Below are 25,858 nucleotides of genomic sequence, written 5' to 3'. Positions count from 1 at the left end.
CGAGACAGTCCTTTCTTCGAGGGGTGTTCGTTGTTCACCGCAGTGCGGGTATCGCCGGAATCTCCGGAGCGCCGGCGATGTCCTCCGGCGTCATCCGGAAGCCCTCCGGATAGGCGGCGCGCTCGGTGCGCCTGGCCGGTTCGCTGGTCCGCCAGCCGTACAGACATCGTTGGCACTGAAGCACTTCCCACGCCCCGGCGACCGGCGAGGTATGCAGCAACTCGATGGCGTCGTATGCGCAGCGCGGACAGGTCGTCGGCATGAGGTGGCCTCCTGTGGTGATCACGGCTCAGCGGTTCGCGGCCAGTTCCCGCAACCTGGTCAGCCACGCGGCCGCCTCGGGCAGGTCGTGCACCTGGCTGCCGTGGTTGCCCCTGCTGTCGGGTGAAACCGGTGTGGTCGCGTCGATGATCAGCTTGTCGACCACGCCGGGGACATCGGCCTGCGGCGCGAGTTCCATCACCGGCGAGCCCGGGACGGTGATCAAGTCGTGAGCGGGATTGAACTTGCTGGACAACGCCCACATCACCTGCGGAAGGTTGAACGGGTCGACGTCCTCGTCCACGACGATCACCGTGGCGGCGTAGCCGAGACCGTGAGGGGTGGTCAGCACGCGCAGGCCCACCGACCGAGCGAACCCGCCGTACCGTCTGGCCGTCGACACGATCACCACCAGGCCGTGCGTGTACATCGCGTTGACCGCTCGCACCTCCGGGAAATCAGCCTTGAGCTGCCGGTACAGCGGGGCGCACGTGTTGGCGGCGATCAGGTGGTCGATCTCGGTCGGCGGCATCCCCAGGTAGAGGTGCTCGAAGATCGGATCGGTGCGGTGGGAGATCCGGTCGACCCGGATCACCGGCATCCGCCGCCCACCGGAATAGTGCCCGGTGAACTCGCCGAACGGCCCCTCGATCTCCCGGCGGCGCCCCTCGATCACACCTTCGATCACGACCTCGCTGCCCCACGGCACCGGCAGACCGGTCAACGGGGCCGCCGCGACGGGCGCCGGTTCTCCGCGCAGCGCACCGGCCAGTTCGTACTCGTTCTCGTCGTACCGCATCGGCGTGGCCGCGACGATGGGAATCACCGGCTCGTTGCCGATCGCGATCGCCACCGGCAGATCCTCACCCCGCGCCTCGGCCTTGCTCAGGTGCAGGGCGATGTCGTGCACGGGCACCGGCTGCACCGCCAGCCGCGCCCGGCCCTTGACCTGGATGCGGTAGACGCCGACGTTCTGCTTGCCGCTGTCGTGCGGGTCGTCGGGATCCTTGGACACGACCGCCGCCTTGTCGATGTAGAAACCCGCGTCGCCTTCGTTGAGACGTACCAGCGGCAGCACCCGGAACAGGTCGACATCCGCTCCGGCAAGGCTGTTCTGTGCCCACGGCGGGTCGTCGCGCCACTGCGGCTTGACCGGGAACCGGTCCCAGCGCCGCACGAACTCGCGGATCTGTTGCTCGACACCGGTTTGCTTGGGCAGTCCCAGGGCCAGCGCATGGTTGGCCCACGAGCCGTGCACGTTCATCGCGATCCGCGCGCTGGTGAAACCCCAGATGTTGTCGAAGTACAGTGCCGGCGCGGCCTCACCCATCCGGGCCGCCGCGTTGGCCGCGGCGGCGACGTCGGGTTCGGGCCGCACCTGCTCGGTGATGCGCAGCAACTGCCCCTCGTCGTCGAGAGCGTGCAGGAAACTGCGGAGGTCGTCATACGCCATGGTGATTCCTCGGGTCAGACGCTCGACGTCCGGGCGGCGTGCATGCCCTGCCAACGGCTGGCCGCCGGCACGGGCAGGTCGAACTGGTCGAGCACTCGGGTGACGATGTGGTCCACGATCTCGTCCACAGTGGACGGATGCTGGTAGAAGGCCGGCATCGGCGGCACGATGCGCACGCCCATCCGGGCCAGCGCGAGCATGTTCTCCAGGTGGATGTCGCTCAGCGGGGTCTCCCGGGGCACCAGCACCAGCGGCCGGCGCTCCTTGAGCACCACATCCGCGGCCCGGCCGACCAGCGTGTGGGCATAGCCGGCGCGAACGCCGGCCAGCGTCTTCATCGAACACGGCACGATGACCATGCCGTCGACCCGGAACGAGCCGGACGAGATCGCCGCGCCCTGGTCGTCGGGCCCGTACACGACGTCGGCCAGCGCGCCGACCTCCCGCACCGAGCGGCCGGTCTCCAGCTCGATGGTGGCGCGAGCCCAGCGGGAGACCACCAGGTGGGTCTCCACCTCCGGCATCGTGGCCAGCTGCTCCAGCAGGCGCACGCCCAGCACCGCGCCGGTCGCCCCGGTCATTCCCACGATGAGTCGCACAGTCAGCTCCTAGACTTTTTCGGTCGAGCAAAGTCAAGGCTAAGATGCTAAGAGGGCACTCAGCTGGGCATTTGGAGACACGTCATGGTGAAAAGCGGTCAGTCTGAGATCGTCGCGCTGCCCTACCGGGCTGGTGTCGGCGCGCCGCCAGGTGTGGAGGTGGTGGACTTCGCCGGCCTGGCCGCACGAGCCGCCGGGCACGGCGTCGACCCCTGGAGCCTGCAGCGGCCTGAGTTCCACAAGTTGATCGCCGTCCGGTCCGGGACGCTGCGCTGCTCGCTGGACTTCACCGATCACGAACTGCGCGCCGGCAGTTGGCTGTGGGTCCGCCCCGGACAGGTGCACCGGTACGACTCGGACCTCCGTTGCGCCGAGGGGCGGGTCGTGCTGTTCCTGTCCGGTTTCCTGGACGGCGCCACGGCCGAGATCGCCGGCGTCGACCGCGGGCCCGCCTTGCCGTCTGCGGAGGTCCGGGGCGACAGCGCGCAGCCCGTGCTCGACCTGCTGGAAGCCGCGTACGTGGAGTGGGGCGAGCGGCCGGCGGAAATCCAGGTCGAGCTCCTGCGGCACCTCTTGGCCGCGCTCGTGCTGCGGCTGTCCGTCACGTACGGCACCGACCGGGAAACGGTTGAGGGAGAAGCGTTCCGGCGCTTTCAGGCCGCTGTGGAGCGGGACTTCGCCCGTACCCATCGCGTCGCGGACTACGCCGTCCGGCTCGGGTACAGCGTGCGCACCCTGACCAGGGCCAGCCAGGCGACCGTGGGCCGTGGCGCCAAGCGCTTCATCGACGACCGGGTCCTGTTGGAAGCCAAGCGCCTGCTCACACACACCGACCTGACCGCGGCAGCCATCGGTCAGCGAGTGGGTTTCCCCGAGGCCACGGCGTTCACCAAGTTCTTCCGCCAGCACGCGAAGCAGACCCCCTCCGAGTTCCGCAGCCGCAGTACATGAAGGACATCACCGGCTCGTCGGCGTGACGTGGCGGTCAGGGCGACTTGGCCGCAGTGCTCGACCACGACGCAGCGCAGGTGAAGACCCCATGACCGCCACGCCTTCGAATCCAAAGACGCACCGCGTCTCACTGTCGCGCAGTTGGCAGCGACAACCGCAACCGCCGGATGTCCCGCAGAATCTCGTCACGATTCTTCGCCGACTTGAGCCAGGCCGGGAGTCGCGCCAGCATGCTCATCGAGCCAGGACTTGCCCGACGTTCGCGAAGCCGGGCGGCGACATACGACTCCAAGAGATCAAGATGTTCGGCGTTGTAGGCCCACAAGAGCTTGCCGCAGCAGTCCGCCTGGAGCCACAAGGGAAGCCGGAAGTAGGGATCCACCGGCACGCCGAACACACGCTCCGACGGAAACCCGTCCTTGGTCAGGCCGCAGGCCAGGCAGCGCAGACGCCGCCGAGCCACCAGGCGGCCGTTGCCGCGGCTGGCTTGACACTCCGGCACTCCCAGATGGTCAAGCACGATCGCGCACTCAGCGCACGTCGGACACCTCACCAACACCTCATCCGCGAACCGTTCCACCCAGACCAGCGGGTCCCGGAAGCGGTCACCAAGACTGCCACGGCCGTTCACCAGCCCATACTGCCTGACCATCAGCCCATCGTCAGGCGAATAGGAGCCGCTGCCCGAGGCCACCGTCTGCTCTCCGCCACCCTCACACGCCGAGGGATACATCCTGCACCGCTCGTGCCGGCCGCTCGACGACGTCGACCGACCACCGCGGCTAAAATCGACGGGTGCTGCTCGACGACGACGCGCTGGAACGATCGGCGGTCGTGGCCAACCGCGACATGAATCGCGAACGGCGCCTCGCCGGGTACGTGCGGGAGCTGGGTGTCGACATCGCCGGGATGATCCGGGAACGGCTCGACCACGGCGCCGAGACGGTCAGGTGGCTGGATCTCTGCTGCGGCACGGGAACGGCGCTGCTGGAATGCGCCCGGCTGATCGGCGACGAGCGGTTGCGCATCACCGGACTCGACCTCGTGGACTTCTTTGCCGGACCGGGACATCCGTGCGTGCGGTTGATAGTCGCGTCGGTCACCGCCTGGACACCTGACGACCGGTACGACCTGGTCACCTGTGCGCACGGGTTGCACTATGTCGGCGACAAGCTCGGTGTGCTGGCCAAGGCGGCGTCCTGTCTCGCCGAGGATGGCCTGCTGGTGGCGAACCTGGACGTCGCCACCGTGCGGACGGGACTCGGACGCAGGCTGGGTACTACGTTGCGTGCCAACGGATTCGAGTACGACGGGCGGCGGCGGCGCATCACCTGCCGGGGACGGCGCGAGGTGCGGTTGCCGGTTCGATACCGCGGAGCGGACGATCGGGCGGGGCCGAACTACACCGGCCAGCCGGCGGTGGACTCGTACTACGACTGAACCAGGTCGAGGCCGGCGCGGGCGTAGCGCTTGGCCAGCTCGGCGTCGATGCGGTCGGAGTCGGCGGTGCTGAGCTCGAGGCTGGCGACCTCTTCCGGCCACGACTCGAGGATCCGTGCCCGCAGGCCGGCCGGCGGGTGCGAGTGGGACAGGTTGGCGTTGCTGCGAATCGTCTGCTGGCGCAGCACCGGCAGGCGGTCGGCGAGCGTGGCGCGGACACGCTGAGCGGCCTGCCGCCACTCGCCGACGCCGGGACTGCCCGAGCGGTGCGCGCGGGCGTTCAGCTCGGTGGTGCGGATCGCCAGCACCAGCGACTCGCCGATGACCAGGTCGTCCATGAGCCGGATGGTCGCGGCGCTGCCGGCGACCCGGCTGGCCACGGCGTCGGCGGCGTACTCGGCGCGCTGGTGCTCGCGCATGCCTACCCACAGCAGCAGGAGCTGACCGACCGCGGCGAAGCGGCTGGCCAGCCAGAAGAACGGCCACACGACCAGTTGGACCAGCCGCTCCGACGGGCGGCGCATGGTCAGCGTGTCCGGCGACAGAATGACGGACACCTGGCCCAGTGTCCGGAAAGCCTGCTGGGTCAGCAGCGAGTGCGTCGGATCGCCGTTCACGAAATGCCCCAGCTCGTGCCCCAGCAGCGCGACCCTCACCTGTGGGTCGAGCACACCCCACAGCGGCAAGCCGATCCGCGGCACCCGGCGCCCGCGCACGCCGACCGTCATCGCCGACGCGTTGAAGTCCTCGTCGACGACGATGATCGACGGGACCGGCGCCCCGATCGCCGCGGCAACCCGTTCCACCAGCGCGAACAGGGTCGGCGCGTCGGTGCGGGAGAGCACCCCTCGGTCGTCGGTGAACCGCTCCAGGCGCGGGCGCAGCAGCCAGGCCAGGCCTAGTGTCAGCAGGCCCAACAGCACCGTCGCGACATTCGCGAGCGGGAAACTGACCAGCAGCCAGATGCCCAGCGCGGCCAGGCCGACCGTCGTCGCGAACAGCAGCGCCGCCGCCGTCACCAGCGTGACCCGGGCCGTCGACCAGCCGCGCGACCCGGGCGCCGAGGCAGCCAGCGAGTCGAACATCTCCCGGTTCAGCCGGTAGGCCGTGCGGTGCTGCCACCGGGCCAGCCGGCGCGGCTTCACCGCCTCGTAGGCGTCGAGATTCCAGTCGCACACGGCGCACCAGGCAACCGTCGACTGTTCGCTGACGAGCGGGCCCGCGCACTGGGGGCATTGGTCGGACACGAGTAGGCATCTTCGCGGTCGGGTGGCGGCCGCGGTACCGAATTGCGCCGCTCGTTGCCGGGACGAGATGTTTCCGGGCCGGCCGTTCAACGCAGCGCCCGAATCAATCGAAGCAGTGGGGCCGACAATGCCACGGGTTGACGATCTTGGGCCCGGGCGTTGGTGGCCAGCCTGGGGCCGGACTGGCGGGGCGGGTTCCCGCCGGCCGGCAGCTCATCCCACGTGGTCAAGCCCAGGTGTGCGCGGTCCAGCAGAGCCCGCACGGGCGCAAGATCCGTGTGGTAGCCCGCGGAGAGGAAACCCGTGGAGTGACGTGCCTACCTGGAGTGCACGTCGTATCGTCCCACAGCCCACCTGAGCCAGACCATGGATTGCTGATGCCCGCGATCGATAGGCTCTGGCGATGGGTCCCGCCAGCCGAACGCTGAGTGCAGACGTGATCGCGGCGTTGACATATTGGCCAGGCTCCATTGTCCCAGGTCGGAAGTTCCCACCAGACCCGGTGGATCTCGCCGTCCTGCCTTCCTTCTTCAACGACATGTTGCGGGACCTGCCATGGTGGAACCGCGACTGGAAAGTCACCCAGGTCGAGCCCGGTCTCCCCCTAGAGGTCGCAAGCGATCACGACCGCTCCGACACAAGATTCACCGAGGTATCCGTGCCAGGCACGGTCTGCGCGGGATCCCGGTCAAGGACATGGCGGAGCAAACCGCTCGGTCGATCTCGACCATCCACATGCTTCGTAGCGGACGCCTGAACCCGCATCCGGTTCTCGTCAAGGAGATCGCTGCGGTCTTGCACATGTCCCAAGAGGACATCGCGGCAATCGCCGGACTCGACGGCGACACCAGCTGATCCGCCAGGACGTGCCATCCGCTGGTAGGTTGCAGCTGAATGGTGTGACGCCATCCGCAACTCCCCTGCCGGTCGGCTCGACGAAGGAGCCGGCGGTCTCTCTCTGGTCCGATCGACCGGAGCCCCGGGCCGAGCGACGGGGCAGACTGCGACTCGTCGGGCGATAGTCGAGTGATCCTCGGTTACCGCTGCCCGATACGCGGCAGCGACGAGGAGGTCATCGACATCGCCGGCACGACCGGCTGGCACGACGCCAACACGCCCATGTCCTCGCGCCAGCCCTGGCGACGCTCGGCATCGCTCCGGCGGCAAGCTGTCCAAGACCCTCTACGTCAAATACGGCTCCGCCGACCTGGCCACGGCGATGCGTGAAGCCGTCGCCCAGCTCGGCTGCACCGTCGTCGGCGAGCTGCCGGTCCAGTTCCAGCCCCACGGCGTCACCATGGTGCTGGTGCTGGCCGAGTCCCACCTGACCGTCTCCACCTATCCCGAACACCGTCACGCCTAACCCGCCGGACACCGTTCCAACGACCACTCCCAGCTCCAGGATTCCCGCGAAGGCAGTCATGATCCACAGCAGGACACGTCCAGTCGAACGTGCCACACGCTGTCCCCGGGCCTCCACCGATCCCGGCGTGGTTCACTCCCCGCCGACCTGCGGGAATGCAACTTCCGCAGGTCGGCGCGGCTCGCTTGGCCTGCGTGCACGTGGTTTTCGGCACACACAACCGTGGGACCAATCGGGGAGACGCGAGCGTGCTTCCGGCTGTGCGGAGCGGGCCCTGGACGCGAGCACCACCCTATCCTGGGACCGTTATGTCTACGGCCGGGTTCTGCGGGAGCGAACAACATGCATGATCTACATGGGGCAGAGTTCGCACGAAAGGCTGACTACCGCACGACCCATCTCGACGAGGCCCGACTCGTCCTGGCCGATTACTTCTACGCCAACAAGATCGATCTCCTGGCACCCGCCGAGCAGTTCGGTGCGTCTTTCGACCTCTCACGCATGGGGGACATCAGTTTGGGAGACCTCCGCTTCGCCAGCGACCTCCGCATGCGGTTCGGCGAACTCGGCGCCTATCACGTCGACCTTCCGCTGTCCGGTGCCCTGGCCTGGCACCAGGGCGGCGCCGATCCCTCGTTGGCCACCACCAGCCGCGCCGCCGTGTTCCAACCGATCGGGGACACCACGCTGGACCGCTGGAACGACGATTGCCGTCTGCTGGCCGTCAAGATCGAACGCACGGCACTGCAAGGCCAGTTGGAACAACTGCTGGGCACGACGATAGGCACGCCACCGCATCTGGACCCGACGATGGACGTCACCGAAGGTCCCGGACGCACCTGGGCGCAGTTGGCCACGATGGTCGCGGGAGACATGGCCAACCCACGAGGCCTGCTCACCAATCCGCTTCTCGCGGGCCGCATACAGGAAGCGCTGCTCACCGGACTCCTGCTGGCCGTGAACCACCGCCACCACGACGCCCTGATGAATCCGGCTCCGTGTTCGGCGTCCCAGATCAAACCCGCCGTCGACGTCATCGAAGCGCATCCCGAACGGCCGTTCACCGTGTCGGCGCTCGCCGAGGTCGCCGCCGTCAGTGTCCGAACCCTGCAACACGGCTTCCAGCGGCACCTTGGCATGTCTCCGATGAGCTATCTGCGCCAGGTGCGCCTGGTCCGCGCCCACCAGGACCTCAGCGCCTTCGGGCCCGACCAGGTGACCGTGACCCAGATCGCCCACAAGTGGGGCTTCGGGCACGTCAGCCGCTTCGCAGCTGCCTACCGCACACGCTACGGGGTCGGCCCGTCGACCACGCTTCGCCGGGCCACGCCGCGTTGACCGACGCGGGTCAGGCGGTGAACCGGACGCGGCCGTCCAGCACGGCCCCGGCCACCTCGCGCAATCCGAGGTCGCTCGCGAACGTGTGGGCCCGCAGCCGCTGATATGCCTGCGAGGCACCGATCTCCAGCTGGGCGGACACCACGCCGATGGCCTGGTGGACCCGTGCCCACTGTGCGCTGAGCGAACCGGTCAGCAGGGCGTCTATCCCCCACCCGGACGGGTCGCGATCGCCGATGACGAGCAGGTGCAGGGCGTAGTCGGCGAACAGCTGCGCATCGGCCAACTCCGCCTCGGTCAACGGTTTCGGCCTGCGCCGATACAGTTCGAGGACCCCGACCGTCACATCGCTGGTGGTCAGCGGCAAGGCGAACACCGCCTGCACGCCGAGCCCCACCAGCATCGCGGCCAGCGCCGGCCATCGAGCGCTGCTGCTGACGCTGGTCAGGTCGTGCGCGAGCACCGTCTCCCCCTCGTCGAGCGCCTCCATACCCGGTCCCACGCCGATGGTGATCTCCAGCTCGACCGCGTGGTCGCTCAGGGCGTTGGTGGCCGCGATCGGCTCGCCGAGGCCGAGGTCGCTGATCGTGCACAGGCTGACCCCGTCCACATCGAGCATCTGGGCACAGGCGCGGCAGACATGGTCCAACGCGATCGGCACGTCGTCGAGGCGGGCGACCTTCCCGATCGCCGCAGCAACCGCGGCCTGTCGATCTTCGACCACACCGCTGACCATAACCACGGCACACACCGTTGTCCGTCCGCTATGCGCCGACTCGTGTCCACTTTCCGCATCGCGGGAACCACCCGTGCTACCTGCGGGCCCGCCTGACCATGGCCGCCAGCCAGAGAACACCGATCAGCCCTACCACCGCGTAGCCGAGCCAGGTCAGTTCGGTGTACACCCGCACCTGGCCCGCTGTCGGCTCCGCCAGCCAGCCGCGGGACAGGTCGAACTCCCAGTGCGGGCCGCCGGTCAGCAGCAGCGTGAGTGTCAACGCGATACCGGACATCGAGTCCCACACCGCGTGCAGCAGCGAGACACCCAGGTACGCCACCAGCAACCGGACCGTGAACCTGATCCGACCATTGTGGACGGTGGCGAACAGGACGCCGCCGAGGATCGCGGTCCACAGTCCGTGTCCGACCGGCGTGAGCACGCCGCGCAGCAGCTCGGTGGTCACCACGTCCGACAGGGACAGTCCCTGCGGTGTGAACAGCGCCGTCAGCGCATAGCCGGCGGTTTCGAACGCCGCGAAGCCGAAACCGACGGCGCCGCCGAGGATCATCCCGTCCCGGGGCGACCGCACGACGAGTCTCCTGGTCAGCAGGGCGAGCGCGACCAGCTTGACGGCTTCCTCGATCAGACCGACCCCGAGGTACAGCCAGGACGACGGGTGCAGCAGATACGCCTCCAGCACCGAGGCGCCCAGCACACCCAGCACGCCGCCCACCAGGAACGTGCCGCACACCAGCTCCGCGGTGATCTCGCCGGAGTCGCGGCGCTCGAACGCCCACGCGACGAACGTGACCGGCAGCAGGAAGCTGCCCACCAGCACCAGCGTCGGGAGCAGGTTGGGGTTGCCGGTGAGGTAGGTGACGACCGCCGACAGCAGCCACAGCGTCAGCCCGACGCCGAAGATCCGGGGCCATTGCCGGCGGACCGGCCGGACGTGCGTGGCGGTCATGTCCGCCACCAGGTGCCGCGGTCGGCCGACTCGAATTTTCCGTTGTATGCCACTGTCTTCGTCTCCACCTTTCGCAGAACCTCGAGCCAGGCCCGGCATCGGCCCGGATCTACAGCAACAGGTCGAACAGCGCGAACACCTGTTCCCACTCGGCGGTGCCCGGGTTCTTCACGGACGGGGCGACGATCGGGAACGCGCGCGCCAGAGCGACGCCGAGTCCGCCGGCGATGTGCGGCAACCGGTCTCGCGCGTCAGCGCTGACGGTCCGGTGCAACGGCGGCGGCAGCGCGATCACCTGCGCCAGCATCGGCGCCACGTCCAGTTCCTCGTCCAGCTTGCGGAACTCACGCACGCATTCCTGGAGACCCTTGGTGATCGGCAGGTCGGCCGGCTCGATCACGTCTCGGCCGTTCGCCTTCGCGGTCACACCGGCCGCCACGAACAGGTCGTGCACGTTCCGGTCAAGGAAGTCCTCGAACCGCTTGAGGTCGCTCTTGTCCATGTGCAGACCCGCGGCCTCGCGAAAGAACCGTTCGAAGCGGGTCACGCTGAAAACCGGCATCAGTCCTCCTCGAAGAGATGGTCGTGCACCATCCGCACCGCCGTCGCGCCCTCGCCCGCCGCGGCGGACACCCGCTTGACCGACCCACGGCGCACGTCGCCGACGGCGAACACGCCGGGCCGGGTCGTCTCCAACGCAAGCGGTCGCCGCGGCACATGCCGCCACACGCCGTCATCCCGATGGCCATCCGCGTCCGGGCCGGTGAGCACGAATCCGTCCGGATCGAGGGCGACCGCGCCGGCCAGCCACGTGGTGTGCGGGCGGGCGCCGATGAACACGAACAACACCTGGGTGTCCACCACCTGCCGTTCGCCGGCCGCGGTGTCCTCGACCACGAGTCCTCGCAGATCCTCGTCCCCCACCACGTCCCGCACCTCGGTGTGCGTCAGCACCGCGATCCGTGGATGAGAAGTCACCTGATCGACGAGGTAGCGGGACATGTTGTCCCCCAGGTCGCCACCGCGCACCAGGAGGTGCACCTGCGACGACTCGCGCGCCAGGAACACCGCGGCCTGCCCGGCCGAGTTGCCGCCACCGACGACAGAGACCGGCGCGGTGCGACAGGTCCGAGCCTCGTGCGCGGTCGCGGCGTAGTACACGCAGGTCCCCTCGTAGCGTTCGATGCCCGGCACCGGCAGGCGCCGGTAGCGCACGCCGGTGGCGATCACCACCGCGCGGGCGGTGAGTTCCGTGCCGTCGTCGAGGCCGACGAGGTGATGGCCCCCGCACGGACGAAGAGTCAGCGCCGCCGCGGGCACCGTGACCCGCCCGCCGAACTTGTCCGCCTGGATGGTGGACCGCTCCGCCAACTCCGCGCCCGATATCCCAGCCGGGAAGCCCAGGTAGTTCTCGATCCTGGAGGTGGTGCCGGCCTGGCCGCCGGTGGCGGTGCCCTCCACCGCGGCGACCGTCAGCCCGTCCGACGCGGCGTAGACGACCGTGGCCAGTCCCGCCGGACCGGCGCCGATCACGAGCAGGTCGGACACCTCGGGCCGCGGCTCCGGTCGCCGCAACCCCATCCTGCTGGCCAGTTCGGCATTGCTGGGGTTGCGCAGCAGGTCCTTGCCGTCCAGGACGACCACCGGTGTCTCGTCCGGCGGCACGCCGAACCGGGTGAGCAACGTCTCCGCCTTGGCGTCCTTCTCCACGTCCAGATACCGGTGCGGCAGCCGGTTGCGAGCGGCGAACTCCAGCAGTCGCCGGGTGTCCGGCGAGAAACACGAGCCGATGATCCGCAGGCCGGCGCCGTGCCCGATCAGCAGCGACCGGCGGATCAGGTAGGCGCGCAGGATCTCCTCGCCGAGCGCCGGGTCGCCGAGCACCACCGGCCGCAGCGAGTCCAGCGGCACGGCGAGCACCTCGCCCGGCTGCACGACGACCGCGCCGACGAAGGCCGGTTGTCCTTCCAGCAGACCGACTTCGCCGAGGAAGCGGCGGGGGCCGTGCACCTGCACGATGCGCTGCCGTGCGCCGGCGCCTTCGACGACGGCGACCATGCCGGCCAGCACCACGTAGAAGTCGCCTGCCTGCGCACCCTGCTCGTACAGCCGGTCGCCGACCCTCGTCGGCCGCACGGAGCCGAGTCGGGCCAGGGTGTCGATCTGCTCGTCGGTCAGGCGGGGGAAGGCGCCGTCCGGGTCCGGCGTCTCCATCAGCGACTGCCCCGACCCGGCGATCACACGAAGGCCTGGTCGACGTAGCACCATCGCCAGTTCTCGCCCGGTTCGAACGACTCGACGATCGGATGGCCGACCGTGTGCGCGTGCCGGCTGGCGTGCCGCATCGGCGACGAGTCGCAGCAGCCGACGTGCCCGCAGGTCAGGCACAGGCGCAGATGCAGCCACGAAGTGCCGCCGGCCAGGCACTCCTCGCAGCCCTGCGGGGTGCGGGGCAGCACGTTCCGCACCCACATCAGATGCGGATCCACGATCGCGGTCATGTCCTGGCCTCCTCGCTGCGGTCCGCGAGCGCGCGGTCCACCCAGGACCGCAGCTCCGGCACGGGCGCGGCGCCGGCCTGCCGTGCGACGACCTGACCTTCCCTGAGCACCAGGAGGGTCGGCACGGCGCGCACAGTGAACCGCTCGGACAGCATCGGCGCCCGGTCGACGTCGACCTTGACGAGTTTCAGCTCGCCGGCCTTCTCCGTCGCCAGCTGCACCAGGGCGGGGCTGACCATGCGGCACGGCCCGCACCACGTCGCCCACAGATCGACGAGCACGGGAAGCGTCGCTCGCTCGGCGACCTCCGCGAAGTCGTCGTCGCCGGCGTCCACGATCCACGGCAGCGGCTCGTGGCAGTTGCCGCACCTCGGCCGACCGGCGGCCGCCGACGGCAGCCGGTTTCGGTGTCCACAGTGGGCACACACCACCGTGGTCATGCCGCTGCCACCGCCCCGAGCCGCACGGCGAGTTCGCCGTCCTCCGCGTCGACCGTCACCGCCTGCCCGTCGACGAGCTCGCCACGCAGCAGCGCCCGGCCGATCCTGGTCTCGACCTCGTGGGAGATGAACCGTCGCAGCGGTCGGGCCCCGTAGACCGGGTCGAAGCCGCGGCCGGCGATCAGCTTGCGGGCCGCGTCGGTCAGCTCGATGAACACGCCCTGCTCGGCCAGCCGGTCCCGCAGTTGCCCGAACTGGAGTTCCACGATCCGTTCGATCTCCGGCCGCCCCAGCGGCGTGAACAGGACGATGTCGTCGACCCGGTTGAGGAACTCCGGCCGGAAGTGCCGGCGTAGTTCGCCGAACACCGCCTCGCGGGCGTCCGGCTTGATCTCGCCGGTCGCGGTGACGCCGTCCAACAGATGCTGCGAGCCGATGTTGGACGTCATGATCACCACGGTGTTGCGGAAGTCGACGGTGCGACCCTGCGCGTCGGTGATCCGACCGTCGTCGAGGACCTGCAACAGCGTGTTGAACACGTCCGGGTGCGCCTTCTCGATCTCGTCGAACAGCACCACCGAGTAGGGCTTCCGACGGACCGCCTCGGTGAGCTGGCCGCCCTCGTCGTAGCCGACGTAGCCAGGCGGCGCGCCGAGCAGCCGGCTGACTGTGTGCCGTTCCTGGTACTCGCTCATGTCCAGCCGAACCATGTTCTCCTCGCTGTCGAACAGCGCCGCGGCCAGCGTCTTGGCCAGCTCGGTCTTGCCGACGCCGGTGGGGCCGAGGAATACGAACGAGCCGATCGGCTTGCGCGGATCGCGGATGCCCGACCTGGCCCGGATGACCGCGTCGGCCACCAGCCGCACCGCCTCGTCCTGGCCGATCACCCGCTCGTGCAGGATCTCGTCCAGCCGCAGCAGCTTGGCCCGCTCGCCCTCGCGGAGCCGGGCGACCGGGATGCCGGTCCAGGCGGCGACGATCTCGGCGATCTCGTCCTCGGTGACGACCTCACGCAGCAGCCGCGCGCCGCCCTGCTTGGCCGCCAGCTGCTCCTCCTCGCCGGTCAGCCGGCGTTCCAGCTCGCGGATCTGGCCGTAGCGGAGCTCCGCGGCGCGGTTGAGGTCATAGTTGCGCTCGGCCTCCTCGGCATCGTGCCGCAGCCGTTCCAGCTCCGAGCGCAGCTGCTGCACGCGGCGGATGGCCTGCCGTTCCGCGCTCCACTGGGCGGTCTTGGCGTCCGCCTCCGCGCGCAGATCGGCCAGTTCTCGGCGCAGGTCGGCCAGCCGGGTCCGGCTGGCCGGGTCGTCCTCCTTGGCCAGCGCGGCCTCCTCGATCTCCAGCCGGGTCACCCGCCGGGTCAGCTCGTCCAGCTCGGCCGGCATGGAGTCGATCTCGGTGCGCAGCCGGGCGCACGCCTCGTCCACCAGGTCGATCGCCTTGTCCGGGAGGAACCGGTCGGTGATGTACCGGTGCGACAGGGTGGCCGCCGCGACCAGCGCGGCATCCTGGATCTTGACGCCGTGGAACACCTCGAACCGCTTGCGCAGCCCGCGCAGGATGGACACGGTGTCCTCGACCGTCGGCTCGTCCACCAGCACCGGCTGGAACCGGCGCTCCAGCGCGGCGTCCGGCTCGACGTGTTTGCGGTACTCGTCCACCGTGGTCGCGCCGATCATGTGCAGCTCGCCGCGGGCCAGCATCGGCTTGAGCATGTTGCCGGCGTCCATCGCGCCCTCGGTCGCGCCCGCGCCGACCACGGTGTGCACCTCGTCGACGAACAGCAGTATCCGGCCGTCGGCCGCCTTCACCTCGGCCAGCACGGCCTTGAACCGCTCCTCGAACTCGCCGCGGTACTTGGCCCCGGCCACCAGCGCGCCCATGTCCAGCGAGAAGATCGTCCGGTCGCGCAGGCCCTCCGGCACGTCACCGCGCACGATGCGCTGCGCCAGCCCCTCCACGATGGCGGTCTTGCCGACGCCGGGGTCGCCGATCAGCACCGGGTTGTTCTTGGACTTGCGCGAGAGGATCTGCACCACCCGCCGGATCTCCGCGTCCCGGCCGATCACCGGGTCGAGCTTGCCGGCCCGTGCGTCGGCGACCAGGTCGCGGCCGTACTTGTCCAACGCCTCGTACGCGCCCTCCGGGCTGGCCGAGGTGACCCGCTGGTTGCCCCGGATCTCGGTGAGCGCGGCCAGGAAACGGTCCCTGGTCAGCCCGGCATCGGCGAGCAGCCGGCCGGCCGGGCCGTCGTCGAGCAGGGCCAGCAGCAGGTGTTCGACGGAGACATAGGAATCCTTGAGGCGCTTGGCTTCCCGCTCCGCCGTTTCCAGCAGCGCGGCCAGCCGGCGGGTCAGGTACACCTGCCCGGGGGCCGCGCCCGGCCCGGTCACCTTCGGCCGGCGGCCCAGCTCCTCCTGCACCGCCGCGCGCAACCGGGACACGTCGACACCGGCCCGGTCCAGCAGCCGGGGCGCCAGGCCGTCGGGCTGGTCGAGCAGGGCGAGCAGCAGGTGCTCGGCGTCGGTCTCGGTGTGCCCCTGCCGGGTCGCGACGGCCTGCGCGTCTCGCAGCGCCTCCTGGGACTTCTGGGTCAGTTCGCTCATGTCCATCGCTGTTGGCTCCTGACTTGGGCTTCCAGCACCCTGATCCGGTCGAGCAGGTCGAGCACCAGCCCGATCGCCGCGTAGTTCAGTGCCAGCCCGGTGCGCAGCCGCTGCACGCGGGCCAGCGCCGGCACCGTCGCCGGCGGGAACCACAACCGTCCGGACCGGTCGGTCGTGCTCTCCACCAGGCCCAGCGCGGCGTAGCGGCGGATCAGGTCCGGATGCAGCCCGCTGCGCGCGGCCACCGTCTCGGCGCTGAGCAGCACCGGCCGGACGAGTTGGTATGCGGCCATCAGGTCCTCCTTGGGGTGAACTCGGACACCGCGGCCAGTTCCTCGAAGAGCTCGCGTTCCCGCCGGGTGAGGTGCTTGGGCACCATCACCCGCACCTCGGCGTACAGGTCGCCGGCCGGGCCGTGCGGATTCGGCATGCCCTCGCCGCGCAGCCGAAGCCGCCGGCCGCTGGACGATCCGGCGGCGACGCGGACCTTCACCTCGCCGCCGGGCGTGGTCACCGGCACGGTCGAGCCGAGCGCGGCCTCCCACGGCGTCACCGGCAGCGTGAGGTGAATGTCCCGGCCGGACAACCGATAGCGCCGATCCGGCCGGATGCTGACGACCAGGTACAGATCCCCGGCCGGTGCGTCGCCACCGCCGCGCCCGCCCTGTCCGGCGAGCCGGATCCGTTGCCCGTCAAGGACTCCGGGCGGCACGGTGACGTCGTACTGCCGGTCGGTGCCCGGCAGGGTCAGCCGCCGGTGTCCACCGCGGTACGCCTCCTCGACGGACAGTTCGAGCACGGCCTCCTGGTCGGCGCCGGGAACCGGCCCGCGGCCGCGGAACAGCCCGCTCAGCAGGTCCTCGATGTCGATGCCCTCGAAGCCTTGTGGCGCCGAGGTTCGGCGCGGCCGGCCGGCGTTCTCGGCAACCCGGCGGAAGTCCGTGCCGAACTGGTCGTACCGGCGGCGCTGCGCCGGATCGGACAGCACCGCGTAGGCCTCGCTGACCTGTTTGAACCGCTCCTCGGCTCCCGGATCTGAGTTCACGTCAGGGTGGTAGCGGCGGGCCAGTCGCCGGTACGCCCGCTGGATGTCCTCGGCGGACGCGTCCCGGGGTACACCGAGCGAGTCGTAGAAGTCGGTCGCCACGGACCATCACTCCCTGGTCCCGGCCACCGTGACGGCGGCCGGACGCAGCTCGTGGCCACTCCCGCCGTAGCCCGGCCGCACCACCCCGACCACGGTGTTCGGTTCCGTCTCCGGGTCGTTGACCACGGCGACCACCTCATGCCGGCTCGGGTCGAACGGCACGCCGGTCTCGTCATCGCGGGGATATCCCAGCGCGGCGAGCAGCTGGACGGCCTGGTCCCGGATCGAGCGGACGCCTTGCAGGACGCTGCCCTGGTCGGCATCCGCGTGCGCGAGCGCCAACTCCAGGTTGTCCAGCACCGGCAGCCACGCCGCGGCGACCCTCGCCCGTTCCGCGGCCGTCGCCCGCCGCAGCTCGACCGCGTGACGCTTGCGCGTGTTGTCCAGCTCCGCCATCGCCCGCCGCCATCGGTCCTCGAGATCCTCGATCCGAGCCTGCCGGGTCGGGACCGGCTCCTGGGGGCGCGCGTCGGCGCCGGCCCCGACATCGGCCGCGGTGGCAGCGTGGTCCGCCGCGGCGTGCTCCGGATTGGTCATGACTGTCCCTCACGCCCGGTCGAACTCGGCGTCGACCACGTCGTCGTCGCTGTCCGACGAGGTGCTCCTGCCGCCGCCGTCGTCGCGACGGGCCGCGCTCAGCGACGCGTGCACCTGTTGCAACTCCGAGGTCAGCGACCGAACCTGGTCCAGCGGCGCCTCCGACTTGACGGCGTCACGGGCCTGTTCCACCAACAGTTGCGCACGGGCCCGCTCATGTTCGGGTGTGCTGTCGTTGATGGCCCGTTCCACCTGGTACGCGACGGTGTCGAGGGCGTTGCGCGCGTCGACCTCGGTGCGCAGCCGTTCGTCGTCGGTGCGGTTGCGCTCGGCCTCGCTCACCATGCGCTCGATCTCGGCCTGGTCCAGGTTCGAGCTCTCGCTGATGGTGATGCTCTGCTGGGCGCCGGTGTCCTTGTCCTTCGCGGTGACGTCGAGAATGCCGTTGGCGTCGACATCGAAGGTGACCTCGATCTGCGGCTCGCCCCGCGGCGCCGGTCGGATGTCGGTCAGTTGGAACCGGCCGAGCACCCGGTTGTCCGCCGCGCGTTCCCGTTCGCCTTGCAGCACCACCACGTCCACCGCGGGCTGGTTGTCCTCGGCGGTGGAGAACACCTCGGTGCGGCGGGCCGGGATCGTGGTGTTCCGCTCGACGATCTTGGTCATCACCCCGCCGCGGGTCTCCACGCCCAGCGACAGCGGCGTGACGTCGAGCAGCAGCACGTCCTTCACGTCGCCCTTGAGCACGCCGGCCTGCACCGCCGCGCCGAGCGCGACGACCTCGTCCGGGTTCACGCTCATGTTCGGGTCCTTGCCGCCGGTGAGCCGGCGGACCAGGGCCTGCACGGCCGGGATCCGGGTGGAGCCGCCGACCAGGATCACCTCGTCGATGTCGTCGGCGGTGACCTTGGCGTCGGCCATCGCCCGCTTGACCGGCTCGAGACAGCGCTCGACCAGGTCGCGGGTGATCTCCTCGAACACCGACCGCATCAGCGTGGTGGTCAGGTGCTTGGGGCCGTCCCGGTCGGCGGTGATGAACGGCAGGTTCACGCTGGTCTGGCTGACCGAGCTGAGCTCGACCTTGGCCTTCTCGGCGGCCTCGAACAGCCGTTGCAGCGCCTGCGGATCGGAGCGCAGGTCGATGCCGTTGTCGCGTTGGAACTGCTCGGCGAGGTGGTCCACGATCCGGCGGTCGAAGTCGTCGCCGCCGAGGTGGGTGTCGCCCGCCGTCGACCGCACCTCGACAACGCCGTCGCCGACGTCGAGCAGGCTCACGTCGAAGGTGCCGCCGCCCAGGTCGAACACCAGCACGGTCTCGTGGCCCTTGTTGTCCAGTCCGTAGGCCAGCGCCGCGGCGGTCGGCTCGTTGATGATCCGCAGCACCTCGAGGCCGGCGATCCGGCCGGCGTCCTTGGTGGCCTGCCGCTGCGCGTCGTTGAAGTACGCCGGCACGGTGATCACGGCCTCGGTGACCTTCTCGCCGAGCGCCTTGCCGGCGTCGTCGGCCAGCTTGCGCAGCACCTGGGCGCTGATCTCCTCGGGCGCGTACAGCTTGCCGCGGACCTTGAATCGGACCACGCCGCCGTCGCCCTCGACCACGTCGAAGCCGACCGCCCGGGCCTCCTCGGCGATCTCGTCGAAGCGGCGGCCGATGAATCGCTTCGCCGAGTAGATGGTGCCCTTGGGGTTGAGGATCGCCTGGCGGCGGGCCAGTTGGCCGACCAGCCGCTCGCCGGACTCCGTGTAGGCGACCACCGACGGGGTGGTGCGGGAGCCCTCCGCGTTGGGGATCACGGCGGGCTCGCCGCCCTCCCATGCGGCGATCACCGAGTTGGTGGTGCCCAGATCGATGCCGACGGCCCTGGCCATCACCGACCACCGTCCAGTTGAGCCAGCAGGCCGCGTGCCCGGTCGGCCACGTCGGCGTCGGCGACCACCTGGTAGCGACTCGGGGCCATCGCGCGGACGGAGGCGAAGTCCCGGCGGCCGCGCTGAAGGGCATGCGCGACGAGACCGAAGACCGCGCCCAGCACCGCGCCGATGACCAGCCCGTACGCGGCCAGTGCCAGCGATGCGACGACCGGAGCGACCCAGTTGAACAGTCCGAACAACCAGCCGATCAGCACGCCGGTGAACGCGCCCGATCCGGCTCCGCGCAGCGCGGCGCCCGGGTAGTTCACCCGGCCCACGATCTGTTCGACCAGCCGCACGTCAGCGCCAACGATGGCGACCCGCTCGACCGGAAAGTCGTGATCGGTCAAGTACTCCACCGCCCGTTCGGCGTCACCGTAATCGGGGTACTCGGCGATCGTCGTGCGGTGCCCGCTCGCGCGCGAGGGTGCGGGCGCGTCTTGCTGCGCGGCCATCTTCGCTCCTCCTAGGCGTGTGCCGGCTCGCGGGAGCCGGTCTCGATGGTGCGGCGTTCGCCGGTGTCGTGACCGATCTCCACCCGACGGGGCTTGCTCGACTCGGCGACCGGCACGGTGATGGTGAGGACACCTCGGTCCACGTTCGCGGACAGCTTGGCGCTGTCGAGGTTGTCGCCGAGGAACAGCTGCCGGCTGAACTCGCCCTGCGGCCGCTCGTCGATCACCAGCTCGTCACCGTCCGCGTGCAGCGGGCGGCGATGCGCCCGCACACTCACCACGTTGTGCTCCACGGTCACGTCCACATCGGCCGGATCGAGGCCGGGCACGTCCAGCGCGACCACGAACTCGTCGCCACGGCGGAACGCCTCCATCGGCATCGCCCGAGCCGCGCGGCCGAAGGCCTGCTCGGTCAGCCGGTCCAGGTCGCGGAACGGGTCAAAACGCATCAATGTCACAGCTTCGCTCCTCCCTTGTCCACAGCACGTCCACCGCCGGCGGCACGGCTCACGGCCGTATTTCCATTGCCTGCTCAGGCTTTCCGCTTTGGACGCGGCACCGGCGGCACTGACAACCCTGGCACCGGGACGATCCGGCCGCCTGCGCCTGCGAGGTCGAACTTCCGGCTCGCGGTCGCCCTGCCGGGTCGGGTGCCCGCGGGTAGGGTTCTCGGCGAGGGGCACGCGTGGAGGATCGCGATTTCGGTACATGGCCAGGACGGGCCGGACGGCTGGTGGCAACAGCAGCTGGCGGGCCGGCGCGGACTGCTCGCGATCTCCACGATGATGTTCGACGGCCGGGACGCCGACGACATCGTCGCGCTCGCGGTCTCCGCCGTGCCGTCGCTGGGCGGCGGCGAGGTGGTGGCTGTCTACGTCGTCGCGGACGGCCGGCTGGAGCCGGCGGCACGCGGTCCGGCGGCGGATTCCGAGCTGGACCGGCACGTCCGCGAGTTGGGCGAGGGCGGCGGCGAGATCGTCCTCGGGGACGGCATGTGGCGGTGGGCCTATCCGCTGACCGGACTGGGCGGCGACACCGGCCGGCTGGTGGTGAAAGCCCCCCACGGCCCGTCACCGGACGAGCTCTTCCTGCTCAGGGCACTCGGGCAGCAGCTGGCCGCCGCGCTGGCGAACGCCTCCATGCACAGCCGCGAGCGGGCCTACATCGACGACCTGCGCGACCTCAACACTGACCTGTCCGCGGCGGTCGCCCGGCTCGAGGAGCGGACCGCCGTGCACGAGGAGCTCAACCGCGTGTCCGCCGCCGGCGCGGGCGACGCCGGCATCGCCGACGCGCTGCACCGGTTGACGGCGCTGCCGGTGGCGATCGAGGACCAGTTCGGCAATCTGCGCGTGTGGAGCGGGCCGGGGCGGCTGGACCCGTATCCGAAGCCGGGCGCGGCCGAGCGCACGGAACTGCTGCGGCAGGCCGCGACGACACCGCACCCGGTCCGGATCCGCGACCGGGTGGTGTCCGTGGTCCGGCCGCGCCACGAGGTGCTCGGCGTGCTGGCGCTGATCGACCCGGCCGGGACCGTCGGCCGGCACGAGCTGTTCGCCCTGGAGTACGGCACCACCGTGCTCTCGCTGGAACTGGCGCACGAGCGCAATCTGGCCGAGGTGGAGCTGCGGGTGCACCGCGAGCTGGTGGACGACCTGATCACCGGCGTCGACGACGAGAGCGCGTACACGCGGGCCGACGCCGTCGGCCACGACCTGCGCGGCCCGCACCATGTCGTCGTACTGCGCTGGCCTGGGCAGGCCACCACCGATGCCGCCGGTCGCATGGTGTCCGCGCTCGGCCTGCGAGGGCTCTGCTCACGTCGGTCCGAGGCGGCGGTGTTGGTCGTGTCCGGCCGCCCGGACGGCGACGCGATGCATCGCGTGATGGTGGAGCTGCTCGGCAGTCCGGACGGCGCGATCGGCATCGGTGGTCCCTGCGCCGGCCCGGGCGACTTCCCGCGGTCCTACCGCGAGGCGATTCGGGCACTGGACATCCGGCAGCACTCCCGCGCCCCCCACGGCGTCACCGCGTACCACGAGCTGGGGGTTTACCGGCTGCTGGACACGGGGCGGAACCGCGTCGAGATTGTGGCTTTCGTCGAGGAATGGCTCGGGCCGCTGCTTGCCTACGACCGCAGCAAGCGCGCCGACCTGGTGCGAACGCTCTTCCACTACCTCGAATGCGGTGGCAGCTACGACGAGACGGCGGCCGCGCTGACCATCCACCGCAGCACCCTGCGCTACCGCCTCGGCCGGATCCGGAAGATCACCGAGCTCGATCTCAACGATGTCGACAGCCGGCTCAACCTGCACATGGCGGCCCGTGCCTGGCAGGTGATGCGCGAAATGGAGTGACCGGAGACGGGCCGCGCGCCGGCCACGCCGTGTTCGCCGGACCCCGACACCCTCGCCACTCGCCGCAACGGTCGTCATTCGGTCCGCGCACCAGTGCCGGTGCCCGGCGCAGGACGCGAGAACATGCTGTACAGCCACCACAGCGACGGGATCAGTATCACCGCGCCGACGGCCAGCACGACAAGCACGGGCGCCAGCACGCTGTCGGTCGCCGCCGAGCTGCCGACGGTGACGTCGGGCTCCAGCATGGTCGGGTACTGTGCGGCACCCCAACCCCACAGGACGGCCACCACCGCGGCCGCCGCGACCATGCGGGCGATGCCGTAGCGGTGTAGCCACAGCAGCGGGAACTCGGCGACGCCGGCCACGGCGGAGAACACCACCAGCGGCAGCGCCCGGCCGGTGAGACCGGCGAACAACAGCGGAGCGTCGGCGCGCAGGATCCAGATTCCGGCCAGCGCGACGACGCCGGTCGCCACGCCGGTGGCCAGGGCACGGGCACGAAACGCCGCGGCCACCTCGGGTTCGCCCTCACGAACGGCGTCGGCGCACAGGTACACAGCCGCCAGATACGCGCACGCGAGCACGGCGAGCACGCCTCCGAGCAGCGAACTGGGCCCGGTCCAACTCGTGACCGGGTCGCCGGCCGCCAGGCCCAGCGGCACGCGGCCGGAGGCGACGGCGCCGGCGACCGTGCCGAGAAAGAACGGCGTGAACACCGATGAGAGCGCGAACAGGCCGCCGAACAGTCGTCGCAGACCAGGCTGCTCGGTCACTTTGCGGAACGCGAACGAGGAACCCCGCGCGATGATGCCCAGCGCGGCCAACGTGAGCGGAATGTACAAAGTAGACATCACTGCCGCGAAGACAGTCGGGAAACACGTCCACAGCAACACCACCACGAAGATCAGCCACACGTGGTTGGCCTCCCAGACCGGACCGATGCTGTGTTCGACTTGCCGCCGCTGACGGTCGTCGCGGCCGGCGAGCAGGTCCCATGCGCCGCCCCCGAAGTCCGCCCCGGCGAACAGCCCGTAGCAGCTCAATCCGATCCACATCGCGGCGAGACAGACATCGGCCAGCATCGGATTCCCTTCACGTCACGGGGTAGTTCTCGACGTCCCGCTCCTGGGGTGCGGTCGGCACCGGCGTCTGCCTGGCCAGCCGGCGCATCACGTGGACCACGGCGACGGTCAGGCCGGCGTACACGACAAGCACCAGCCACAGTCCGACCATCAGGCCCGGTGCCGGGTTCACGGCGTCGTGCACGCTCATCACGCCCTGCACCACCCACGGCTGCCGCCCCTCCTCGGTGACGGTCCAACCGCATTCCAGCGCGACAACCGCGGCCGGACCGGCGATCGCCCCCAGAACGAGGAACACGCGGCTCGGCACGCCTCGCCACCAGCGCGCCGCGGCGAACCAGACTCCCAGCGCCAGCAGGAAGAATCCGACACCGACCATCAGATCGAAGGACAGGTGCACGCCCGTCACCGGCGGCCACAGGTTCCGGGGCACGCGATCAAGCCCGGTGATCACCGTGTCCGGGTTGGAGCCGACGAGCAGCGACAGACCGTCCGGGATCTGCACGCCGTAGTCGAGCTGCCCGTTGCCGGCGATTCCTCCAACGGTCAACGGAACGTGCGAGCCGGTGTGGTAGACGCCCTCGATCGCGGCCAGCTTGGCCGGCTGGTACTGGGCGACGAACCGTGCCGCGTAGTCACCGGCGACAATCTGGAACGGGGTCACCACCGCGCCGACCGCGCACGGCAGGGCGAAACCGATGCGGTGGTAACGATCCCGGCGGCCGCGCAGCAGGGCCACCGCGTAGACCGCGGCGGTGAAGAAGCAGGCGACCATGATCGCGGCCAGGATCATGTGGATCGTCTCCGGCGGGGTCGCCGGATTGAACATCGCCGCCCACGGCTGCACGTCGACGACGTGGCCGTCGCGCAGAGTGAAGCCCTGCGGCTGGTTCATCCACGCGTTCGCGCTGACCACGAAGAAGGCCGAGCAGATGCCGGCGATGACGATCGGCACACCGGTCAGCACGTGCCGGCGGGGCGGTAGCCGATCCCAGCCGTACAGATAGATACCCACGAAGATGGCCTCGACGAAGAACGCGATGCCCTCCATGGCGAACGGCAGCCCGATGACCTGGCCGAAGCGGCCCATCAGCCCCGGCCACAACAGCCCCATCTCGAAACTGAGGATCGTGCCGGATACGGCGCCGACAGCGAACAGCACGCCCATGGCCCGCGCCCAGCGCCGGGCCAACAGCCGGTAGCTCCGGTCGCCGGTGCGTATCCCGCGCCACTCGACCAGCACGGTCAGCAGCGGCAGGCCGACGCCGAGACAGGCGACCACGATGTGCCAGGCCAGCGAGAAGCCCATCTGGGCACGGGCGGCCGCGAGGTCGTCCGGTCGCACGACGGCGAGCGCGTTCGACACCATGGCCGCAGGTGGCCCGCGCGATGCCGGGGCAAACGCGTGGTGCTCACTCGGCGGCGAACTGCTCCCGGCGCTTGCGTTGGCGGTAACCGTACGTCGCCCTGAGCACCGCCTCCTCGCTTTCCAGGCGAGCGCCGAGCGCGCCGGCAATGGTGGCCACCGACGCGGCCAGCCAGGCCAACCGCAGGTGGTCGAGCACACTGACCGGATGGCCGATCTGGCGCTGCAGAACCGCCGGATCGAGCAGCAGCGTGGCCCCCACGAACACCAGCGCGAACAGCACGACGTACAACGCGAGGACGCCGCACACCAGGGTGATGATCGTGGTGAGGTTGTACAACACGGCGCGGCCTCGGCCCAGCGCGTCGTCCGGGCGTTCCCACAGTCGGTGCCGCGAGATCAGCCAAGCGACCATGGCCGACAGGGACAGCAGCATCGCGGCCAGCAGCCGCAGCGGATGCGACTGGATGCCCAGTTGCCAGATGGTCGGGCTGATCATCGTGTACGCACCGGTGGCCAACGCGGCGACCAACACGCTGGACAACCCGATCGCCAGCCGCCATGGTCGGTTGGCCCGGACCATGCCGGCGATCATGCGTAGCCGACCGAAGAATCCCGGCGCGACGTACCGCACCCCGATGTCGTCGGTGGGCGCCTCGATCCGCCGCGCCAGGCCGGACAACAGACGCGGCCGGTCGACGAGTTCGCCGACCAGCGCGGTGACCGTGTCGGCCACCTTGTGGCTGAGCGCCCAGCCACCCATCGCGGGCAGCGAGGCGACGGCCAAGCCGTCCGCCACGCTGACGTCGGCGATGACCGGGTCCGTGCCGGCACGCCGCGGCAGGTCGGTCAGACACACCCACAGGTCGCACCGGTCCTCGACAACCTGCCCACGGACCATGCCCACGACGTGTCGCACGCTGCCGTGCTCGTCGGCCGCGAACTGATCCCGCACCAGCATCACCCGCCAGCGCACGCCGCTGTCCACCCGCCGCGCCAGCAGTTGGGGCAGCCGGTCGGCCAGCGGCTCCGCGAGCTCGGTGGCCAGACCGGGATCGGCCAACAGGCCCAGTAGGACAGTCCGTTCCACAGGCACACCGGTTGACTACCCGATGC

Annotated in this window: 27 protein-coding genes; 6 read left to right on the top strand and 21 right to left on the bottom strand. The window is 70.2% G+C overall.

Translation table 11 applies throughout. The features are described from left to right. Positions 1-34 precede the first annotated feature (34 nt). Genes M3Q35_RS08140 through M3Q35_RS08130 form a run of 3 tightly spaced genes read right to left on the bottom strand, consistent with a single transcriptional unit; the run spans position 35 to position 2,313 of the window. A complete protein-coding gene (locus M3Q35_RS08140) occupies positions 35-262 on the bottom strand; it encodes a non-oxidative hydroxyarylic acid decarboxylases subunit D (protein WP_273941041.1) in 228 nt (75 codons plus the stop codon). A gap of 27 nt (positions 263-289) precedes the next feature. After that, positions 290-1,714 carry a non-oxidative hydroxyarylic acid decarboxylases subunit C gene (locus M3Q35_RS08135; RefSeq protein ID WP_273941040.1) on the bottom strand — a complete coding sequence of 475 codons (1,425 nt, stop codon included), beginning with the start codon at positions 1,712-1,714 and terminating at the stop codon, positions 290-292. A gap of 14 nt (positions 1,715-1,728) precedes the next feature. Beyond that, positions 1,729-2,313 (bottom strand): non-oxidative hydroxyarylic acid decarboxylases subunit B, encoded by a 585-nt coding sequence (locus M3Q35_RS08130; protein WP_273941039.1) that lies wholly within the window; start codon positions 2,311-2,313, stop codon positions 1,729-1,731. 84 nt (positions 2,314-2,397) lie between these two features. Between M3Q35_RS08130 and M3Q35_RS08125 the strand changes: the two genes are divergently transcribed. Then, entirely contained in the window at positions 2,398-3,264 is an 867-nt protein-coding gene (locus M3Q35_RS08125; protein WP_273941038.1) for a helix-turn-helix transcriptional regulator, read from the top strand. Positions 3,265-3,391: 127 nt separating this feature from the next. On the opposite strand, the gene M3Q35_RS08120 is transcribed toward M3Q35_RS08125, so the two are convergent. Continuing rightward, the gene (locus tag M3Q35_RS08120) at positions 3,392-3,958 is read right to left on the bottom strand and encodes a TFIIB-type zinc ribbon-containing protein (protein ID WP_273941037.1); all 567 of its coding nucleotides are present in this window, start codon (positions 3,956-3,958) and stop codon (positions 3,392-3,394) included. 101 nt (positions 3,959-4,059) lie between these two features. On the opposite strand from M3Q35_RS08120, the gene M3Q35_RS08115 reads away from it, so the two are divergent. Next, positions 4,060-4,704 carry a class I SAM-dependent methyltransferase gene (locus tag M3Q35_RS08115; protein ID WP_273941036.1) on the top strand — a complete coding sequence of 215 codons (645 nt, stop codon included), beginning with the start codon at positions 4,060-4,062 and terminating at the stop codon, positions 4,702-4,704. On the opposite strand, the gene M3Q35_RS08110 is transcribed toward M3Q35_RS08115, so the two are convergent. Then, positions 4,695-5,951, bottom strand: a complete 1,257-nt coding sequence (locus tag M3Q35_RS08110) for a M48 family metallopeptidase (RefSeq protein WP_273941035.1) — start codon at positions 5,949-5,951, stop codon at positions 4,695-4,697. The two genes, M3Q35_RS08115 and M3Q35_RS08110, sit on opposite strands and share 10 nt — an antisense overlap. 696 nt (positions 5,952-6,647) lie before the next feature. On the opposite strand from M3Q35_RS08110, the gene M3Q35_RS08105 reads away from it, so the two are divergent. From M3Q35_RS08105 to M3Q35_RS08095, 3 genes are all read left to right on the top strand, one after another. After that, positions 6,648-6,806, top strand: coding sequence for a hypothetical protein (locus tag M3Q35_RS08105; protein WP_273941034.1), 159 nt, complete (start codon positions 6,648-6,650; stop codon positions 6,804-6,806). A 313-nt stretch (positions 6,807-7,119) separates the two neighbouring features. Further along, entirely contained in the window at positions 7,120-7,314 is a 195-nt protein-coding gene (locus M3Q35_RS08100) for an S-adenosylmethionine decarboxylase family protein (protein ID WP_379794106.1), read from the top strand. Positions 7,315-7,656: 342 nt separating this feature from the next. After that, positions 7,657-8,652 carry an AraC family transcriptional regulator gene (locus M3Q35_RS08095; RefSeq protein ID WP_273941032.1) on the top strand — a complete coding sequence of 332 codons (996 nt, stop codon included), beginning with the start codon at positions 7,657-7,659 and terminating at the stop codon, positions 8,650-8,652. 10 nt (positions 8,653-8,662) lie between these two features. Here the strand turns inward: M3Q35_RS08095 and M3Q35_RS08090 are convergent, their stop codons facing one another. From M3Q35_RS08090 to M3Q35_RS08030, 13 genes are all read right to left on the bottom strand, one after another. After that, a complete protein-coding gene (locus M3Q35_RS08090) occupies positions 8,663-9,376 on the bottom strand; it encodes a GAF and ANTAR domain-containing protein (RefSeq protein ID WP_273941031.1) in 714 nt (237 codons plus the stop codon). An 88-nt stretch (positions 9,377-9,464) separates the two neighbouring features. After that, positions 9,465-10,340: a PrsW family intramembrane metalloprotease gene (locus M3Q35_RS08085; protein WP_273941030.1), complete on the bottom strand. Its 876-nt coding sequence runs from the start codon at positions 10,338-10,340 to the stop codon at positions 9,465-9,467. A gap of 109 nt (positions 10,341-10,449) precedes the next feature. Then, complete coding sequence (locus M3Q35_RS08080) at positions 10,450-10,902, bottom strand: DUF1931 family protein (RefSeq protein WP_273941029.1); 453 nt, start codon at positions 10,900-10,902, stop codon at positions 10,450-10,452. Then, positions 10,902-12,554, bottom strand: a complete 1,653-nt coding sequence (locus M3Q35_RS08075; protein ID WP_273941028.1) for an FAD-dependent oxidoreductase — start codon at positions 12,552-12,554, stop codon at positions 10,902-10,904. Before M3Q35_RS08075 ends, M3Q35_RS08080 begins: the two co-directional genes overlap by 1 nt. A 23-nt stretch (positions 12,555-12,577) precedes the next feature. After that, complete coding sequence (locus tag M3Q35_RS08070; RefSeq protein WP_273941027.1) at positions 12,578-12,841, bottom strand: UBP-type zinc finger domain-containing protein; 264 nt, start codon at positions 12,839-12,841, stop codon at positions 12,578-12,580. Next, complete coding sequence (trxA, locus tag M3Q35_RS08065) at positions 12,838-13,281, bottom strand: thioredoxin (protein WP_273941026.1); 444 nt, start codon at positions 13,279-13,281, stop codon at positions 12,838-12,840. The genes M3Q35_RS08070 and trxA overlap by 4 nt, the downstream gene beginning before the upstream one ends. After that, entirely contained in the window at positions 13,278-15,890 is a 2,613-nt protein-coding gene (clpB, locus tag M3Q35_RS08060) for an ATP-dependent chaperone ClpB (RefSeq protein WP_273941025.1), read from the bottom strand. Before clpB ends, trxA begins: the two co-directional genes overlap by 4 nt. After that, on the bottom strand, positions 15,881-16,177 hold the full coding sequence (locus M3Q35_RS08055) for a chaperone modulator CbpM (protein ID WP_273941024.1): 297 nt from the start codon (positions 16,175-16,177) through the stop codon (positions 15,881-15,883). Before M3Q35_RS08055 ends, clpB begins: the two co-directional genes overlap by 10 nt. After that, positions 16,177-17,031: a J domain-containing protein gene (locus M3Q35_RS08050; RefSeq protein ID WP_273941023.1), complete on the bottom strand. Its 855-nt coding sequence runs from the start codon at positions 17,029-17,031 to the stop codon at positions 16,177-16,179. The genes M3Q35_RS08055 and M3Q35_RS08050 overlap by 1 nt, the downstream gene beginning before the upstream one ends. Before the next feature lie 6 nt (positions 17,032-17,037). After that, positions 17,038-17,568 carry a nucleotide exchange factor GrpE gene (locus M3Q35_RS08045; RefSeq protein ID WP_273941022.1) on the bottom strand — a complete coding sequence of 177 codons (531 nt, stop codon included), beginning with the start codon at positions 17,566-17,568 and terminating at the stop codon, positions 17,038-17,040. A 9-nt stretch (positions 17,569-17,577) separates the two neighbouring features. Further along, positions 17,578-19,437 (bottom strand): molecular chaperone DnaK, encoded by a 1,860-nt coding sequence (dnaK, locus tag M3Q35_RS08040; protein ID WP_273941021.1) that lies wholly within the window; start codon positions 19,435-19,437, stop codon positions 17,578-17,580. Further along, a complete protein-coding gene (locus M3Q35_RS08035) occupies positions 19,437-19,934 on the bottom strand; it encodes a YflT domain-containing protein (RefSeq protein WP_273941020.1) in 498 nt (165 codons plus the stop codon). The genes dnaK and M3Q35_RS08035 overlap by 1 nt, the downstream gene beginning before the upstream one ends. A gap of 11 nt (positions 19,935-19,945) precedes the next feature. Then, positions 19,946-20,392, bottom strand: coding sequence for an Hsp20/alpha crystallin family protein (locus M3Q35_RS08030; RefSeq protein WP_273941019.1), 447 nt, complete (start codon positions 20,390-20,392; stop codon positions 19,946-19,948). Positions 20,393-20,716: 324 nt separating this feature from the next. On the opposite strand from M3Q35_RS08030, the gene M3Q35_RS08025 reads away from it, so the two are divergent. Continuing rightward, the gene (locus M3Q35_RS08025) at positions 20,717-22,291 is read left to right on the top strand and encodes a PucR family transcriptional regulator (RefSeq protein ID WP_273941018.1); all 1,575 of its coding nucleotides are present in this window, start codon (positions 20,717-20,719) and stop codon (positions 22,289-22,291) included. A 74-nt stretch (positions 22,292-22,365) separates the two neighbouring features. Here the strand turns inward: M3Q35_RS08025 and M3Q35_RS08020 are convergent, their stop codons facing one another. The 3 genes from M3Q35_RS08020 to M3Q35_RS08010 are packed head-to-tail and all read right to left on the bottom strand — an operon-like array spanning position 22,366 to position 25,832. Next, positions 22,366-23,376 carry a cytochrome d ubiquinol oxidase subunit II gene (locus tag M3Q35_RS08020; RefSeq protein WP_273941017.1) on the bottom strand — a complete coding sequence of 337 codons (1,011 nt, stop codon included), beginning with the start codon at positions 23,374-23,376 and terminating at the stop codon, positions 22,366-22,368. Between the two features lie 10 nt (positions 23,377-23,386). Further along, positions 23,387-24,745, bottom strand: a complete 1,359-nt coding sequence (locus M3Q35_RS08015) for a cytochrome ubiquinol oxidase subunit I (RefSeq protein WP_273941016.1) — start codon at positions 24,743-24,745, stop codon at positions 23,387-23,389. A 43-nt stretch (positions 24,746-24,788) separates the two neighbouring features. Continuing rightward, complete coding sequence (locus M3Q35_RS08010) at positions 24,789-25,832, bottom strand: hypothetical protein (protein ID WP_273941015.1); 1,044 nt, start codon at positions 25,830-25,832, stop codon at positions 24,789-24,791. Positions 25,833-25,858 lie beyond the last annotated feature (26 nt).

This window comes from Kutzneria chonburiensis (assembly GCF_028622115.1).
GTDB lineage: Bacteria > Actinomycetota > Actinomycetes > Mycobacteriales > Pseudonocardiaceae > Kutzneria > Kutzneria chonburiensis.
The sequence above is the reverse complement of the archived record's forward strand: the minus strand, read 5'-3'. Positions and strand labels throughout refer to the sequence as shown.

Excerpts from the sequence above, each read along its gene's own strand:
- M3Q35_RS08140 (WP_273941041.1), bottom strand. The coding sequence starts at position 262 with ATGCCGACGACCTGTCCGCGCTGCGCATACGACGCCATCGAGTTGCTG.
- M3Q35_RS08135 (WP_273941040.1), bottom strand. The coding sequence starts at position 1,714 with ATGGCGTATGACGACCTCCGCAGTTTCCTGCACGCTCTCGACGACGAG.
- M3Q35_RS08125 (WP_273941038.1), top strand. The coding sequence starts at position 2,398 with ATGGTGAAAAGCGGTCAGTCTGAGATCGTCGCGCTGCCCTACCGGGCT.
- M3Q35_RS08105 (WP_273941034.1), top strand. The coding sequence starts at position 6,648 with ATGGCGGAGCAAACCGCTCGGTCGATCTCGACCATCCACATGCTTCGT.
- M3Q35_RS08095 (WP_273941032.1), top strand. The coding sequence starts at position 7,657 with ATGCATGATCTACATGGGGCAGAGTTCGCACGAAAGGCTGACTACCGC.
- M3Q35_RS08085 (WP_273941030.1), bottom strand. The coding sequence starts at position 10,340 with ATGACCGCCACGCACGTCCGGCCGGTCCGCCGGCAATGGCCCCGGATC.
- M3Q35_RS08080 (WP_273941029.1), bottom strand. The coding sequence starts at position 10,902 with ATGCCGGTTTTCAGCGTGACCCGCTTCGAACGGTTCTTTCGCGAGGCC.
- M3Q35_RS08075 (WP_273941028.1), bottom strand. The coding sequence starts at position 12,554 with ATGGAGACGCCGGACCCGGACGGCGCCTTCCCCCGCCTGACCGACGAG.
- M3Q35_RS08070 (WP_273941027.1), bottom strand. The coding sequence starts at position 12,841 with ATGACCGCGATCGTGGATCCGCATCTGATGTGGGTGCGGAACGTGCTG.
- trxA (WP_273941026.1), bottom strand. The coding sequence starts at position 13,281 with ATGACCACGGTGGTGTGTGCCCACTGTGGACACCGAAACCGGCTGCCG.
- clpB (WP_273941025.1), bottom strand. The coding sequence starts at position 15,890 with ATGGACATGAGCGAACTGACCCAGAAGTCCCAGGAGGCGCTGCGAGAC.
- M3Q35_RS08055 (WP_273941024.1), bottom strand. The coding sequence starts at position 16,177 with ATGGCCGCATACCAACTCGTCCGGCCGGTGCTGCTCAGCGCCGAGACG.
- M3Q35_RS08045 (WP_273941022.1), bottom strand. The coding sequence starts at position 17,568 with ATGACCAATCCGGAGCACGCCGCGGCGGACCACGCTGCCACCGCGGCC.
- dnaK (WP_273941021.1), bottom strand. The coding sequence starts at position 19,437 with ATGGCCAGGGCCGTCGGCATCGATCTGGGCACCACCAACTCGGTGATC.
- M3Q35_RS08035 (WP_273941020.1), bottom strand. The coding sequence starts at position 19,934 with ATGGCCGCGCAGCAAGACGCGCCCGCACCCTCGCGCGCGAGCGGGCAC.
- M3Q35_RS08025 (WP_273941018.1), top strand. The coding sequence starts at position 20,717 with ATGATGTTCGACGGCCGGGACGCCGACGACATCGTCGCGCTCGCGGTC.
- M3Q35_RS08020 (WP_273941017.1), bottom strand. The coding sequence starts at position 23,376 with ATGCTGGCCGATGTCTGTCTCGCCGCGATGTGGATCGGATTGAGCTGC.
- M3Q35_RS08015 (WP_273941016.1), bottom strand. The coding sequence starts at position 24,745 with ATGGTGTCGAACGCGCTCGCCGTCGTGCGACCGGACGACCTCGCGGCC.